This window comes from Mycobacterium sp. SMC-21 (assembly GCF_045310825.1).
Classification (GTDB): domain Bacteria; phylum Actinomycetota; class Actinomycetes; order Mycobacteriales; family Mycobacteriaceae; genus Mycobacterium.
On the sequence record NZ_JBJIAO010000007.1, the window covers coordinates 185,196 to 200,667 of the forward strand.

Here is a 15,472-nt window from a genome sequence, read left to right on the forward strand (position 1 = left end):
CAGGAAAACGACAGTTTTGCGTCTGCTCGCGAGGGGGTGGTGACCCCTACAAACCAGCGACCGTCGCCGTCAGGTGCGGGTAGCCCTTCGACAGGTTGCGCAGCGCCAGCTCCCAGCCGCCCTCGATGGGTTCGACGTACAGCCCCACCTTGGCGGGCAGCAGCACCGGCTTGCCGAACTTGACCGAATACTTGACCGCATCCGGCAACTGGCCCTCGATGTTGGCCAGAACCGCTGCGGCGCTGAACATCCCGTGCGCGATGGCGGTCGGGAAGCCGAACAGCTTGGCGCCGATCGAGCTGGTGTGGATCGGGTTGTGGTCGCCACCGACATCGGCGTAGTGCCGAATCTGACCCGGCGTGATGCTGATGACCGCGTTGGGCGGCGGCAGCTTCGGCTGCTTCACCGGCTCCGGCTTCGGCTCACCCGACAGGCTGGTCCGCTGCTGGTGCAGGAACGTGGTGATCTGGTTCCACACCAGGTCATTGCCGACCTTGACGTCCGTGATGATGTCGACCAGCAGGCCCTTGCGGTGCTCGCGCAGGTTCTCCGCGCGCACCGCGATGTCCAGTTCGTCGGTCACCTTGATGGGCCGGTGCTGGGTGATGTGGTTCTCGATGTGCACCGAACCCATTGCGGCGAACGGGAAATCGAACCCGGTGACCAGCGACATCATGGTCGGGAAGGTCAGTGCGAACGGGTACGTCAGCGGCACGGTGTCGCCGAACCGCAGCCCGGTCACCGCGGCGTACTCGGCGACATTCTTCGGGTCGATGGTCAGGCCCGACACCGTCACGGTGCGGGCCGGCAAGGTGGAACCCCGCGACACGAACGGCAGCGCACCCGCCACCGCCCGCGCCATGTTCAACAATCCGTTCGGTTGCGCCATGACTACTGCCTCCTGTTCTTCGCGCAAGCGCTCATCACGCGCCCAACAGGGCCTGGCCGCAGACCCGAATCGTGTTGCCGGTCACGGCATTCGAGGCGGGGCTGGCGAAGTAGGCGATCAGCTCGGCGACGTCGACCGGCAGGCCGCCCTGGAACAGCGAGTTGAGGCGGCGGCCCACCTCGCGGGTGGCCAGCGGGATGGCGTCGGTCATCTTGGTCTCGATGAAGCCCGGCGCGACGGCGTTGATGGTGACGCCCTTCTCGCCGAACACCGGGGCGAACGCGTCGGTCATGCCGATCATGCCGGCCTTGGTGGCGGCGTAGTTGGTCTGGCCGCGGTTACCGGCGATACCGGCCATCGACGACAGGCCCACGATGCGTCCGCCCTCGCCGATGGTGCCGTTCTCCACCAGCCCCCGCGCAAGACGTTGCGGCGCAAGCAGGTTCACGGCGATGACCGAGTCCCAGCGGGCGTCGTCCATGTTGGCGAGCAGCTTGTCGCGGGTGATGCCGGCGTTGTTGACGAGGACGTCGGCCTTGCCACCGTGGTGCTCGGTGAGATGCGCGACGATCTGGGCGACGGCGTCGTCGGCCGTCACGTCCAGGGCCAGCGCGGTGCCACCGACCGCGGCGGCGGTCTCGGCCAGTGCGTCAGCGGCCTGCGGGACGTCGATGGCGACGACGGACGCGCCGTCGCGCGCGAACACGCGGGCGATCTCGGCGCCGATGCCGCGGGCGGCACCGGTCACGAGTGCGACCTTCCCGGCCAGCGGCTTGTCCCAATCGGCCGGGGCGACGGAGTCGGCGGCGCCGACGTAGAACACCTGGCCGTCGACGTACGCCGACTTGCCCGACAGCAGGAAGCGGATGGTCGACTCGATGCCCGAGGCGGCGGGCGCGGCCTTGGCCGACAGGTAGACGAGCCCGATGGTGGCGCCGCGCTGCAGCTCCTTGCCGAGCGAGCGGGTGAAGCCTTCGAGGGCACGCTGGGCGATGCGCTCATCGATGCTGTCGGTCTCGTCGGGCGTGGTGCCGACGACGACGACGCGGCTGTTGGCGGCGAGGTTGCGCAGCACGGGGGTGAAGAACTGGTGGAGCTGCTTGAGCTGCTCGGGCTTGGTGATGCCGGTGGCGTCGAACAGCAGGCCACCGAACGAGTCGGCCCAGCGGCCGCCGACGTTGTTGCCCACGAGCTCGTAGTCGTCGGCGAGGGCCGCGCGCAGCGGCTCGGCCACGCGGCCTTCGCCACCGATCAGGAGGGGGCCGGCCAGCGGGGGCTCGCCGGCCTTGTAGCGGCGCAGCGGCTGGGGCTGGGGTACGCCGAGCTGCTTGGCCAGGAACGAACCGGGACCGGAGGTGAGGACTTGGGAGAGGACGTCAGCCATTGCGGACCTTTCTGCGGACGTATGTCGTATAGACGGAACCGTCTTGTCAGAGACGAACTTACTCCAGAGTAAGAACGGTGGGTAATATAGGCGTCAAGCAACATCTTGCCTCAGTCATCCAACGTCAAACCGAACTGGAGAAAAACCGTGGCCGAGACCAACAGCCGCCGCCGCGTGGCCGTCCTGGGTGGTAACCGCATTCCCTTCGCGCGATCCGACGGCGCGTACGCAAACGCCTCCAACCAGGACATGTTCACCGCGGCCCTGGACGGTCTGATCGACCGCTTCAACCTCAAGGGCGAGAAGCTCGACATGGTGATCGGCGGCGCCGTCCTCAAGCACAGCCGTGATTTCAATCTCATGCGCGAATGTGTGCTCGGCACCTCGCTGTCGCCCTACACGCCGGCCTTCGACCTGCAGCAGGCCTGCGGCACCGGTCTGCAGTCGGCCATCGCGGCCGCTGACGGCATTGCTGCCGGCCGGTACCAGGTGGCCGCGGCCGGTGGCGTCGACACCGCGTCGGACGCGCCCATCGCCCTCGGCAACGACCTGCGCCGCGTGCTGCTGAGCCTGCGCCGTGCCAAGTCGAACGTCGACCGGCTGAAGCTCGTCGGCAAGCTGCCCGCCGCCCTCGGCGTGGACATCCCGGTCAACAGCGAGGCCCGCACCGGCCTGTCGATGGGCGAGCACGCCGCCCAGACCGCCAAGGAGATGGGCGTCAAGCGCACCGACCAGGACGCCCTGGCCGCCGCCAGCCACCAGAACATGGCCGCCGCCTACGACCGCGGCTTCTTCGACGACCTGGTCAGCCCGTTCCTGGGCCTGTACCGCGACAACAACCTGCGGGCCGACTCGTCGACCGAGAAGCTCGCCAAGCTCAAGCCGGTCTTCGGCGTGAAGCTGGGCGACGCCACCATGACCGCCGGCAACTCGACCCCGCTGACCGACGGCGCGTCGGTGGCGCTGCTGTCGACCGACGAGTGGGCCGCCGAGCACGACATCCCGGTGCTGGCCTACTTCGTCGACTCCGAGACCGCCGCCGTCGACTACGTCAACGGACCCGACGGCCTGCTCATGGCCCCGACCTACGCCGTGCCGCGCCTGCTGGCCCGCAACGGCCTGACGCTGCAGGACTTCGACTTCTACGAGATCCACGAGGCCTTCGCCTCGGTCGTGCTGGCGACGCTGGCGGCCTGGGAGTCGCCCGAGTACTGCAAGGGCCGCCTCGGCCTGGACGCGCCCGTGGGCTCGATCGACCGGTCGAAGCTCAACGTCAACGGCTCGTCGCTGGCGGCCGGGCATCCGTTCGCCGCGACCGGCGGCCGCATCGTGGCCCAGCTGGCCAAGCAGCTCGCCGAGAAGAAGGCCGCGAACGGAGGGACCGGGACCTACCGCGGCCTGATTTCCATCTGCGCCGCAGGTGGCCAGGGCGTCACCGCGATTCTTGAGGCGTAGACCAGGGATTTGTGCACGATTTTCCGCGCCGGCCGCGGATTTTCGTGCACAAATCGCTCGGGTGTAACGCCCCGCGAACCGTCAGCGATACCCCAAGTGCCTCGTGTTTCCGTCTGACCCCCGACCTGACGGAGGCACGGGGCACTCTCGTGTTCGGGGTGATTTGTGCACGATTTTCCGCGCGCCCCGCGGATTTTCGTGCACAAATCCCTAGAGCAGGGCCGCCAGGATCGGCACGTGGCTGATCGCGACGTCCTTGGCCGCGGTCGTCAGCGTGACGGGGCCCATCGCGCGGAGTTTCGACAACTCCGCCAACCCGTCACCGTCGGCCAGCTCCTCGCGGTAGCGGGCCGCGAAGTCCTCGTACTGATCGAGATGCGCGTGGTACCACTTGCGCAGCTCATTCGACGGCGCGACGTGCGGCATCCAGGTGCCGACCCGCGGGTCGTCCTTGTGAATGCCGCGCGGCCACAAGCGGTCCACGGTCACCCGGGGTGGCTGGGCCTCGTCAACCGGGTCGTACACCCGAGCAGTGTCGATCATTTCGGGTCCTTGTGAATGGCCGCCGGGGCAGGCGGCGGGGTGAACAGGCTGCCTCCGACACTGCCACGCAACGTCCGCACCGCAACCAGTGCCCACGTGCACAGCAGGAAGACGTACGCCAGGACCGCGGCGACGCGGAACGCCGGCAGGCCGGTGTGCGCGGCCAGTTGCGACGTGCCGGTGACGAAGGTGCCGACGGGGAAGGTCAGGCTCCACCACGTCAGGGCGAAGGGCATGCCGCGCCGCATGGTCCGCACGGTCAGCGCGCTGGCCAGGCTGATCCACAGCACCGCGAAACCCCACACCGGGACGCCGAACAGCACCGCGAAGATGTTCATGCCCGACGCCAGCTCCGGGCTGATCGCCGAGGTCGCGGCCGTCCCGAGCAGCCCGGCGGCGGTGATGCCCTGCCCCAGCGGACCCAGCACGATCCACAACGTCGGGACGCGGGCCGAGCCCGAGGTGCCGTAGTGCGCCAGCCGGCTCCAGATCATCGTGATGATGATCAGCGCGGCGATCAGCGACAGCCCGAACATCGCGAAGCAGCCGTAGAACATGGTGGTGCGGGCCGTGCCCGGCGGCAGATGCGGCAGCAGCAGGGCCCCGGAGGCCGCCGACACCATCGGGGGCACGACGGGCATCAGCCAGCCGCCGAACGCGGCGTCCGGCCCGACTTCCAGCTGCGTGAACATCAGGAACGGGATGGTCATCGCCGTGAACAGGCCGCCGACGGTGCCAGCGGTCCACAGGATCCAGTCGAGGTCGACGGCGAAGCGCGTGCCGATGAGGTCCTTGCCGATCAGCAGGGCGCCGAGGCCGACGGTCATCAGCGCCATGGGCGCCGCGCCGTAGAAGTGCGTCATCTGGGGGTTGCGCACCTGGCTGCGCGCCACCGTGGGGTGGCGCACCCACTGCACCGACACCGCGACGATCAGCAGCACCAGCAGCGCGGTGGCGATCACCCAGACGCCTTCGGCGAATCCCCGCAGCCCGGGCAGGTGCACCGGCAGGGACGCGGCCGCGGTCGCGACGATGCCCGTGCCCATCACCGACGCGAACCAGTTGGGTCCGAAATATTGCAGCCGGGCAGTCTCTGGCGCGTCGATCGTCATGGTTCGATACTCACAGGTGACACAATCCGGCCTCAAGGAGCATCCCGTGCAGATCAGCATTTTCGGTTCGTTGAGTGGTCTCGAATCCCCGGTCGACGACACCGTCGCGTACCTGAACCAGCTGCGTGAAGAGGGGTTCCGGCGGGCCTGGTTCGCCCAGATGCCTTATGAGCCAGACCTTCTCACGGTCCTGACGGTCGGACTGCGCGAGGTCGACGGCATCGAGGTCGGTACCGGTGTGCTGCCCATCCAGAATCAGCTTCCGATGTTGCTGGCGCAGCGGGCGTTGACCATCAGCCAGATGGCGGGTGGACGCCTGCTGCTCGGATTGGGGATGACGCACCAGGCCGTCACCGAGGGCATGTGGGGCATCCCGTGGGACAAGCCGGTACGCCGGCTCAACGAATACCTCGACGGCTTGCTGCCGCTGCTGAACGGTGAGAAGGCCGACGCCACGGGCGAGACGGTGACCACCCGCGGTGCGCTGATCATCCCCGGCGCACCGACCCCGCCGGTGTATATCGCCGCGCTCGGGCCGAAGCTGCTGCAGATCGCCGGACGGCGGTCCGCGGGCACCGTCACCTGGATGACGGGGCCGAAAACCCTTGCGGGCCATGTCAGTCCGACGTTGCGGCAGGCAGCCGCGGACGCCGGCCGCGCCGATGCGGTCTGGGTGGTCGCCGCGATTCCGGTGGCCGTGACCGACGATGTCGACGGCGCCCGCAAGCAGGCCGCCGAGCAGTTCGCGATCTACGGTCACCTGCCGTCGTATCGGGCGATGCTCGACCGCGAGGGTTACGCGGGTCCGGAGGACATCGCGATCATCGGCGATGAGCTGACGGTGCGTGACCGGCTCGCCGAGCTCAAGGCAGCCGGCGTCGACGAATACGTCGGCGTGACGTTCGAGCCGTCCGCCGAAGGCCGGGCCCGGACCCGCGCGGTGCTCAAAAAACTGGAATCCTGAGCAGGTTTGGCAAGGCTTCATTGGCTGGCGGATCGGCGCGGGCCCGCATAGCGTTGCAGGAATGGCGATCTCGTCCCATGATGCCGAGCCCCACGCGGGTTCGGTTGCGTCGAAGCTGAACTGGTTGCGCGCCGGCGTGCTCGGCGCCAATGACGGCATTGTGTCGACTGCCGGCATCGTCGTCGGTGTCGCGGCCGCGACGGCGGAGCGCGGGCCGATCTTCACCGCCGGTATGGCCGGATTGGTGGCCGGTGCGGTGTCGATGGCCTTGGGCGAGTACGTGTCCGTGAGTTCTCAGCGCGACACCGAACAGGCCCTGCTGGCCAAGGAGAAGCGCGAGCTTCAAGAAGATCCCGCGGCCGAACTCGAGGAGCTGGCCGGCCTGCTGGAAGGCCGGGGACTGTCGACGCCGACGGCCCGCACCGCCGCCGAGGAGCTGACCGATCACAATGCGTTTGCGGCGCATGCGGTGGTCGAATTGGGTATCACGCCAGGTGATTTGGCGAATCCGTGGGCGGCGGCGTTCTCGTCGGCGGTGTCGTTCACCGTCGGGGCGCTGTTGCCATTGATCGCGATCCTGCTGCCCCCGATGACGCTCCGCGTTCCGGTGACCATGTTCGCGGTGCTCCTGGCGCTGGCGATCACGGGCGTGGTGTCGGCCCGGCTCGGTGGCGCATCCGTCGGAAAGGCTGTGGCACGCAACGTGATAGGCGGCGCCCTGGCGTTGAGCGCCACCTATCTTGTCGGCCATCTCGTCGGCGGCGTCATCGCCTGAATCCGGTTGTGCGGGCCGCGGTTCTTGCCGGCGTCGCCTTAGCCCGACGGACCGCCGGCAGTTCTTACCGGCGTCGTCGCCTGAGCCCGACGGACCGCCCGCAGTTCTTACCGGCCGCCGCCCGAGCCCGACCGACCCCGCCGTCCTTGCTGGCGTTGTCGGCGTGTCGGAATTGGCGTGTCGGCTCTCCTGCGGCACATGCGATTTGGAACGGTCAATGTGCCTTGACCGTCAAGGCACATTGACCACTCCAGATCGAACATGTCCTAGAAGTCCGCGGGACCTGTCGGTGCCCGCGCGCATACTTCCCGAATATCTCTGGGGAGGGGTAAAGCATGGGTGGACCGAGTGATGACCCGTACATGCGTGAGCTGGGTCGTCGTGCGCTGGTGGATCTCCTGGGCGAGGAGGGCGCCTACCGTGCCCTCAATGGCCTCGATGACGACTTGCCCGACGATGACGTGTTCGAGGAGCGTGAACCCGAACCCGACCCGGTGTTGGCCGACTTCTACAGCGGAAACAGCGTGCGCGCCCTCGCCGACGCTCGTGACGGACTGGCCGCCGCGAAAGAGTGCTATGACCGGGCCGTCATCCAGGCCCGCTCGGCCGGGTGGACGTGGCCCGAAATTGCCCGTGTTCTCGGCGTTTCCAAGCAGGCCCTGCACAGCCGGTTCCCGGACCGGACGCTCGATTAGTCGGGCGTCTTCCCGCACATGTTTCGTCTGGAGCGGTCAACTTGCCTTGACCGTCAAGGCAAGTTGACCGTTCCAGATCGCATGTGCCAAGGGAGAGACCTTCGCCGGGGTCGGCCCGGCACGTGCCCACTGCCCGCGATCAGGCGCGTTTCCCAAGCTCGTTCAGGCGCGCGCCCCCGGCTCGTGGAGGAACGTGGCGATCACCGGTGCCAACTCGGCGGCGTTGGTGATGAGGTCGACGTGCCCGCCGGAGTGCAGGTGCAGATGCGAATGCGGCATCAGGAAATTCATGATGCGCGCGTTGGCCACCGGGATGATCGGGTCGTCCGTACCGGCCACGATCAGCGTCTCCTGGCGGACGGCGGGCAGCGCGTGGATGCTGGTCCACACCGCGCCGGCCATCAGCTGGTGCACGTAGCCCATCTTCGAACCCGCATGCAGCTGCTGCAGGAACAGCTTGGCGATGTCGTCGCCGTGGTGCCGCACGGTACCACCGTAGAGTTCTCCGGCGATCGAGGCGGCGTACGACGCATTCGAGAACCGCTTCGGCGTCAACATTTTCGCCAGCACCCGCGGGTGCCCGGGCACCATCACTGCGCCTGTTCCGGTGGCCACCAGCACCAGCCGACGGCAGCGCCGGGGGTTCTGGAACGCGAACTGCTGTGCCAGCGCCCCGCCCCAGGACAGGCCCAGGACGTCGACGACGGTGAACCCCAGCTTGTTCAGCATCCGCCCCATGACCCAGGCCAAGTACGGAAAGCCATAGGGCGCGAACGATGTTGGCGATCCGCCGGTGCCGGGCACGTCGAACCGGATGATCGTGGTGTCCGGCAGGTGCTCGACCAACGGGTCGAGCACCTCGAGGCTGGCGCCGATGCCGTTGCACAGCACCAGTGGAACCGCATTGGGATCGGTGCCGCGGTCAACCCGGACCCGAAGCCGCTGACCGCCGACGGACACATACCGCTCGGTGACGGTCATTTCTGCAGCACGTACGTGCCGGGCGCTGGGCCGACGGCGATGAAGCCCTCGGCGCCCAGCGTCTTCGGGGCGTCGACGTCGTCGCCGCTGCGTTCGGCCAGCCACGCGACGTAGTCGGGCCACCAGGAGTCGCTGGACTTCTCAGCCTCGGCCAGCCATTCCTCGGGCGTCCCGTCCTGCACTTGCGCGATCCGGTACGACGCCTTGGGGTTCCCCGGCGGGTTGACCAGCGCGGCGATGTGGCCGCTGGTAGACAGCACGTAGCGATTGTCCTTGCTGCCCAACAACTTCGCGCTGCGGTAGGTGGCCTGCCAGGGGGAGATGTGGTCGGCGATGCCGCCGATGACGTACGCGTCGCAGGTGATCTTGGACAGGTCGACGGGCGTCCCCAGCATGCTCACCGCGCCCGGGGTCACCAGCGAGTTGTTCAGGCCCATCAACACCATGTCGCGGTGCAGTGCGGCCGCCATGCGGGTGGTGTCGGCGTTCCAGAACAGCACGTCGAACGCCGCCGGGCTGCGGCCCTGCACGTAGTTGTTCACCCAGTACCGCCACACCAGATCGGTCGGCCGCAGCCAGGCGAACATCTCGGCCATGGCTTTGCCGTCGAGATAGCCCTTCTTCGCGGACGTGGCGATCGCGGCCTGTGCCGCGCGGTCACTCATTGCGGCAGAAGCGAATCCGGCGCGGTCCTGGTCCAGCACCGTCACCGCCAGGGTGAGGCTGGCGACTTTGTCGGCGTCGCCGGTCTCGGCCAGGTGTGCCGCGGTCATGGCGGTGATGATGCCACCGGAGCAGCTCGCCATCAGGTGGGCGCCGGCCGTGCCGCAGATCGCCCGCACCGCGTCGATGGCCTCGATGATGGCGGCGCCGTAGGCGTTGATGTCCCAATCCTTGTGCCGGGCCTGCGGATTGCGCCACGAGATAGCGAACACCTGCTGCCCCTGCTGCACGAAGTACTCGATCATGCTGCGGCCCGGAGCGATGTCCATGACGTAGTACTTGTTGATCACCGGCGGCACCATCAGCAGCGGCACTGTGTGGACGGTCGGGGTCTGGGGTGCGTACTGGATCAGCTCGAACATCCGGGTCTGCAGCACCACAGCACCTTTGGTGACGGCGACCGTCTCGCCGACGGTGTAGGCGTCCGGCTCGACCATGGCCGGCACCCGGGGTGACGACATCATGTCGCGGGCAAAGGCTTTCAAACCGCGGACGGCGCTGAGGCCGCCGGTGTCGATCATCGCCTTCCAGCCCAGCGGGCTGATCAACGGGTTGTTGGTGGGGGCCAGGCCCTCGATGGCGTTGTCGAAGACGAACCGCATGCGGGCTTCGTCGCGCCAGTCCAGATCGGCGTCGGAGAACAGCTTCTCAGCGGTGTCCGATGCGGCGAGGTAGCCCTGCATGATGCGGTGCAGGAGTGGATTCTGTTGCCACGCAGCGTCACTGAAGCGCTTGTCGGCGCGTTGTGGTGCCCGGTCGGAGTCGCCGGTGGCGATCTCGCCGAGTTCGCCGGCCAGTTCCTTGCCACGCTCCAGTAGGGTGCGTGGCTGCTTGGCCAGGCTGACGGCCATGCGGGCCCAGGCCTGGTCCGGCAGCATCCGGCGGGCGAACGGTTTGGTGGCGCTGGTCAGCAGCAGGTCGAGGGGTGCGGCCAGCTCATCGGGGTGCAGGGTTGCCATGATTATTCGCTTTCCGTTGCAGGAATGGTGATTTCGCGACGGAGAAGCTTCCCGGTCGGGCCCTTGGGCAGCTCGTCGAGGAACCAGATGCGTCGCGGGTACTTGTAGGCGGCCACCTGGCTCTTGACGAACTCGCGGAGTTCGTCGACGGCGACCTCGATGCCCGGCTTGAGGCTGACGGCAGCGCCGACCTCCTCGCCGAGCGTGTCGTGCGGGATACCCACCACAGCCGCCTCGGCGACTGCCGGGTGGGTGTAGAGCACCTCTTCGATCTCGCGGGGGTAGACGTTGAAACCGCCGCGGATGATGAGCGCCTTCTTGCGGTCGACGATGTAGTAGTAGCCGTCCTCGTCGGTCCGGGCGATGTCGCCGGTGGCGAACCAGCCGTCAGCGTTGATGGCTTCGGCGGTGGCCTCGGGCAGGTTCCAGTAGCCCTTCATCACGTTGTGCCCGCGAATCTGGATTTCGCCGGGCTCGCCCTGCGCCACCGGGGCGCCGTCGTTGTCGACCACCCGCATCTCGACGCCCTCGACCGGCGTGCCGATCGAACCGGGCTTGCGTGGACGGTCCGGATGGTTGAACGCCGCCACCGGCGAGGTCTCGGACAGGCCGTAGCCCTCCAGGATCGGGCAGTCGAAGGTCTTCTCGAAGTCCTGCAGCACCTGGACCGGAATGGCCGCGCCGCCGGAGACCGCCACCCGCAGCGTGGCCGTCGACGCCGAACCGCCCGCGGCCAGCAGCGCTGAGTACATCGTCGGCACGCCCTCGAAGATGGTGACGCCGTCGCGCTCGACCAGCTCCAGCGCCTTCGCCGGATCGAACCGGGGCAGCAGGCTCAGGGTCGCCCCGGCCAGCACCGCCGAGTTGAGGCCGCACGTCAGGCCGAACACGTGGAACAGGGGCAGGCAGCCCATCACCACGTCGTCGGGCCCGATGTTCAGCAGTGTCCGCACGCAGACGTCGGCGTTGCGGCCCAGACCGCCGTGGGTGAGTTCGGCGCCCTTGGGCTTGCCCGTCGTACCCGAGGTGTGGAGGACGACGGCGGTGTCGTCGTCGGCGCGCTCGACCGGCGCGGGCTGCGCCGGGAGGTCCGCGATCAGCGCCGCCAACCCGGCGTCGTCAACCACCCAGCAACCCGCGCCCGCGGCCTCGGCACCGGCCTGCGCTTCATCGGCGAAGGCGGGCGGGGCGAACAGCGCCTTGGCGGTGGTGTTGGAGAGGTAGAACTCGATCTCGGGGGCCTTGAGCAGCGGGTTCATCGGCACCGCGACCGCTCCGGCGTACAGGATCCCGTAGAACACGGCCGGGAAGGCCGGACCGTTCGGCAGCATGACGCCAACTCGGTCGCCCGGCTCGATGCCGGCCTGCTGCAGCAGCGTGGCGACGCGGGCGGCGGCGTCGTCGAACTGGGAGTAGGTGTAGGTCTGGTCGTCGCAGCGGAGGGCGACGTGGTCGGGACGACGGGTCCGGCTGGCGACGAGGTTCTGGGCGAGGTTGGTCATGTATTCAAGGGTGGTGTCGCGCGCACCGGGAAGCGATGGTGGCGGGAACAACAGTGACCATCGCCAAATGTGATCGGCCACAATCGGCGCCTCACCTAAGGTTGGCTGATGGCCGGGGTCGACGAGCACATGCTGGAACTCAGCCGGATCATGCTCACGCGTGTGGAGACCCTGGGCGAGCAACTGGCCGACCGGATCTACAGCCGGATCGACGGCTACCGTGCGACCCCGTCAGCACGCGACAATGTGCGCGAAAGTTGTGTCGCCAACATGACTTTCGTGTTCCACACCCTCTGCAACGACGGCGAGGCGGACCTGTCGCCGGCCGAGGCGACCGGCCGCGAGCGGGCTGTCGAGGGCATTCCGCTGGCAGCGGTCATGACGGCCTACCGCATCGGTTTCCGGTTCATGTGGGAGAGCAGCGTCGCCGCCGCGCGGGAGGCCGGCATCCCGACCGAGTCCATCCTCGAGGCCAGCGCGCGCATCTTCCTGAGCCAGGACGAGTTCACGCAGGCGATGACGGGCGCCTACCGCGAACAGCTCACCAGCCAGATAGTGGACCGGGAGGAGGAGCGGTCGGCTCTGGTGGAGGCGGTGCTGTTCGGTCGCATCACCGACAACCAGAGCCTGTGGGAGGCCGCCGATCTGCTGGGGCTGCCGACGACGGGGCCGTATGTCGTTGCGGCAGCCGAGATTCCGTCCATCGGCAAAGTGGGGCTGCCTGAGATCGCGAGCAAGCTCGCCGCCCGCGACATCCGGTCGGCCTGGCGGCTGCTGCCCGACCTGCAGGTCGGCGTCGTGCACCTGCGGCAGGACGCGACGTACGGCGTGCTGGTCGAGGTGCTCCGCAAGGTCGCGACGGCGCGCGTCGGCCTCAGTCCCGCGTTCGTGAGTCTGGCGGAGACGGGCGAGGGCCTTCGGCTGGCTCGTTTGGCGGTGACCGGTAAGCCGAGCCGGGACGGATGGGTGAGTGCCTTCGATGACGCGCCGCTGGCGTTCGCCGCCGTCAGCGCGCCTGAGGTGATGAACCGTATCGAGGAGTCGGTTTTGGGCGGGCTCCGCGGGCTGCCGGCCGAGGAACGGACTGTCCTCTCTCAGACGTTCCAGGCCTGGCTCGACGCCGGGGGCTCCGCCAACGAGGCGGCGGCCGCAATCTTCTGCCACCCCAACACCATTCGGCACCGGCTGCACCGCATCGAGGAGCGGACGGGCCGGTCCCTCTCGCGCCCCCGCGACGTCGCCGAGCTGTGCCTGGCCTTCGAGATCAGTCAGCGCCTGCCTGACTAGTTGCGTTCCCTGCCGCGAGTGTGCAGCCAGAGTGTTTGACGGCCCGGACCAGCGCGCTGTGTGCACGTTCGTGACGCCAGCTCCAGTTGCTTTTCGCGACTGTGCAGTGAGAGCCTCTGCGCGGCCGGATCTGCGCTCTACGCGCACGCTCGAGGCGTCAGCCCCGGCGCTGCGTGACGCAAAAGAAAACGGCCCCCGCTTCGGCGGGGGCCGTTCACTTGAGACGGATCAGAAGGACGCTTCGTCCAGCTCCATGGTCTCGTTGTCGACGGACTCGATGACCGCGCGGACGCTGGTGAGCAGCGGCAGCATGTTCTTGGCGAAGAACGAAGCCGACGCGATCTTGCCCTCGTAGAACGCACGGTCGTCGCCGGTGGCGCCCTCGTCGAGCGCCTTGATGGCAACCGCGGCCTGCTTCAGCAGCAGCCAGCCGATGACCAGGTCACCGACGGCCAGCAGGAAGCGCACCGAACCCAGGCCCACCTTGTAGATGGACTTCGGGTCTTCCTGAGCGGCCATCAGGTAGCCGGTCAGGGAGGCGGCCATGCTCTGGACGTCGCCCAGGGCGGTGGCGAGCAGCTCGCGCTCGGCCTTCAGGCGGCCGTTGCCGTCCTGGTTCTTGATCAGCTGCTCGATCTCGCCGGCGACGAATGCCAGGGCCTGGCCCTTGTCGCGGATGATCTTGCGGAAGAAGAAGTCCTGCGCCTGGATGGCGGTGGTGCCTTCGTACAGCGAGTCGATCTTCGCGTCACGGATGTACTGCTCGACCGGGTAGTCCTGCAGGAAGCCGGAACCACCGAAGGTCTGCAGCGACTCGGTCAGCTTCTCGTAGGCACGCTCGGAGCCGACGCCCTTGACGATCGGGAGCATCAGGTCGTTGACCTTGAAGGCCAGCTCGGCGTCCACACCGTGAACGGCCTTGGCGACCTCGGGGTCCTGGAACGACGCGGTATACAGGTACACGGCGCGCAGGCCCTCGGCGTAGGACTTCTGGGTCAGCAGCGCCCGGCGGACGTCCGGGTGGTGCATGATCGAGACGCGCGGAGCGGTCTTGTCCATCATCTGGGTCAGGTCAGCGCCCTGGATGCGGGTCTTGGCGTACTCGAGCGCGTTCAGGTAACCGGTCGACAGGGTCGCGATGGCCTTGGTACCGACCATCATGCGGGCCTGCTCGATGACGTCGAACATCTGCGCAATGCCGTTGTGCACCTCACCGACGAGCCAACCGACGGCGGGGGTGCCGTGCTGGCCGAGCGTGAGCTCACAGGTGGCCGAAACCTTCAGGCCCATCTTGTGCTCGACGTTGGTGACGAAAGCGCCGTTGCGCTCGCCGGGCTCACCGGTCTCGGGGTCGAAGTGGAACTTCGGCACGAAGAACAGCGACAGACCCTTGGTGCCCGGGCCGGCGCCCTCGGGGCGGGCCAGGACCAGGTGCATGATGTTTTCGAACAGGTCGTCCGAGTCGGCCGAGGTGATGAATCGCTTCACACCGTCGATGTGCCAGGTGCCGTCAGGCTGCTGGGTGGCCTTGGTGCGGCCGGCGCCCACGTCAGAGCCGGCGTCGGGCTCGGTCAGCACCATGGTGGCGCCCCAGCCGCGCTCGGCAGCGAGGACGGCCCACTTCTTCTGCTCGTCGGTGCCGTTGTTGTAGAAGATTTCGCACATGCCCGAGCCCATGGCGTACATGTAGGCGGCGGGGTTGGCACCGAGTACGTGCTCGATCAGGGCCCACTGCAGTGCGCGGGGCATCGGCATGCCGCCGAGCTCCTCTTTCAGACCGACCTTGTCCCAGCCGCCGTCGAGCAGCGCGCGCATCGACTTCTTGAAAGGCTCGGGAAGCGTGACGGTGTGGGTCGCGGGGTCGAAGACCGGCGGGTTGCGGTCGCCGTCGGCGAACGAATCGGCGATCGGGCCCTCGGCGAGGCGCGCGATCTCGTTGAGCATTTCACCGGCGGTGTCGGCATCCAGGTCGGCGAACTTGCCTTCACCCATCGCCTTGTCCACGCCGAAGACCTCGAACAGGTTGAACACCTGGTCACGGACGTTGCTCTTGTAGTGGCCCACGATTTCTCCTCGATGAGATGGACTGTAGGGGTTGGGTACTCAGGGCTAAGTTACCCACCAGTAACTGGGGCTAACTATACCGCCGGGTAACTTCATCGCAAAGCAGTCAAGAGCAAATTTTTCGTAGCTAACCAACCCA

General features: G+C 67.7%; 13 protein-coding genes. 5 read left to right on the plus strand and 8 right to left on the minus strand.

What is annotated here, in order from left to right; translation table 11 throughout:
• Positions 1 to 46: 46 nt before the first annotated feature.
• Together ACJH6H_RS10375 and ACJH6H_RS10380 are read right to left on the minus strand one after the other, a co-directional pair.
• Positions 47 to 889, minus strand: a complete 843-nt coding sequence (locus ACJH6H_RS10375) for a MaoC/PaaZ C-terminal domain-containing protein (protein WP_406774792.1) — start codon at positions 887 to 889, stop codon at positions 47 to 49.
• A gap of 34 nt (positions 890 to 923) precedes the next feature.
• On the minus strand, positions 924 to 2,273 hold the full coding sequence (locus ACJH6H_RS10380; RefSeq protein ID WP_346416504.1) for a 3-oxoacyl-ACP reductase: 1,350 nt from the start codon (positions 2,271 to 2,273) through the stop codon (positions 924 to 926).
• Between the two features lie 147 nt (positions 2,274 to 2,420).
• Between ACJH6H_RS10380 and ACJH6H_RS10385 the strand changes: the two genes are divergently transcribed.
• Entirely contained in the window at positions 2,421 to 3,728 is a 1,308-nt protein-coding gene (locus ACJH6H_RS10385) for an acetyl-CoA C-acetyltransferase (RefSeq protein WP_406774793.1), read from the plus strand.
• Positions 3,729 to 3,938: 210 nt separating this feature from the next.
• Here ACJH6H_RS10385 and ACJH6H_RS10390 read toward each other — a convergent pair whose 3' ends face one another.
• Both ACJH6H_RS10390 and ACJH6H_RS10395 read right to left on the minus strand, forming a co-directional pair.
• The gene (locus ACJH6H_RS10390; protein WP_406774794.1) at positions 3,939 to 4,271 is read right to left on the minus strand and encodes a DUF488 domain-containing protein; all 333 of its coding nucleotides are present in this window, start codon (positions 4,269 to 4,271) and stop codon (positions 3,939 to 3,941) included.
• Positions 4,268 to 5,383, minus strand: coding sequence for a TDT family transporter (locus ACJH6H_RS10395; RefSeq protein ID WP_406774795.1), 1,116 nt, complete (start codon positions 5,381 to 5,383; stop codon positions 4,268 to 4,270). The genes ACJH6H_RS10390 and ACJH6H_RS10395 overlap by 4 nt, the downstream gene beginning before the upstream one ends.
• Here ACJH6H_RS10395 and ACJH6H_RS10400 point away from each other — a divergent pair.
• From ACJH6H_RS10400 to ACJH6H_RS10410, 3 genes are all read left to right on the plus strand, one after another.
• Positions 5,382 to 6,347, plus strand: coding sequence for a TIGR03564 family F420-dependent LLM class oxidoreductase (locus ACJH6H_RS10400; protein WP_406774796.1), 966 nt, complete (start codon positions 5,382 to 5,384; stop codon positions 6,345 to 6,347). The two genes, ACJH6H_RS10395 and ACJH6H_RS10400, sit on opposite strands and share 2 nt — an antisense overlap.
• 61 nt (positions 6,348 to 6,408) lie before the next feature.
• On the plus strand, positions 6,409 to 7,122 hold the full coding sequence (locus ACJH6H_RS10405) for a VIT family protein (RefSeq protein ID WP_406774797.1): 714 nt from the start codon (positions 6,409 to 6,411) through the stop codon (positions 7,120 to 7,122).
• A 335-nt stretch (positions 7,123 to 7,457) separates the two neighbouring features.
• Complete coding sequence (locus ACJH6H_RS10410; RefSeq protein ID WP_406774798.1) at positions 7,458 to 7,817, plus strand: hypothetical protein; 360 nt, start codon at positions 7,458 to 7,460, stop codon at positions 7,815 to 7,817.
• A gap of 162 nt (positions 7,818 to 7,979) precedes the next feature.
• Here ACJH6H_RS10410 and phaZ read toward each other — a convergent pair whose 3' ends face one another.
• From phaZ to ACJH6H_RS10425, 3 genes are read right to left on the minus strand one after another with little or no spacing between them, the layout of a single operon-like run.
• Positions 7,980 to 8,798, minus strand: coding sequence for a poly(3-hydroxyalkanoate) depolymerase (gene phaZ / locus ACJH6H_RS10415; RefSeq protein ID WP_406774799.1), 819 nt, complete (start codon positions 8,796 to 8,798; stop codon positions 7,980 to 7,982).
• Entirely contained in the window at positions 8,795 to 10,480 is a 1,686-nt protein-coding gene (locus tag ACJH6H_RS10420) for a PHA/PHB synthase family protein (RefSeq protein ID WP_406774800.1), read from the minus strand. Before ACJH6H_RS10420 ends, phaZ begins: the two co-directional genes overlap by 4 nt.
• A 2-nt stretch (positions 10,481 to 10,482) precedes the next feature.
• Positions 10,483 to 11,982 carry a long-chain-fatty-acid--CoA ligase gene (locus ACJH6H_RS10425; RefSeq protein WP_406774801.1) on the minus strand — a complete coding sequence of 500 codons (1,500 nt, stop codon included), beginning with the start codon at positions 11,980 to 11,982 and terminating at the stop codon, positions 10,483 to 10,485.
• Between the two features lie 108 nt (positions 11,983 to 12,090).
• Between ACJH6H_RS10425 and ACJH6H_RS10430 the strand changes: the two genes are divergently transcribed.
• Entirely contained in the window at positions 12,091 to 13,269 is a 1,179-nt protein-coding gene (locus ACJH6H_RS10430) for a PucR family transcriptional regulator (RefSeq protein ID WP_406774802.1), read from the plus strand.
• A 228-nt stretch (positions 13,270 to 13,497) separates the two neighbouring features.
• On the opposite strand, the gene ACJH6H_RS10435 is transcribed toward ACJH6H_RS10430, so the two are convergent.
• A complete protein-coding gene (locus ACJH6H_RS10435; RefSeq protein WP_406774803.1) occupies positions 13,498 to 15,333 on the minus strand; it encodes an acyl-CoA dehydrogenase in 1,836 nt (611 codons plus the stop codon).
• Positions 15,334 to 15,472 lie beyond the last annotated feature (139 nt).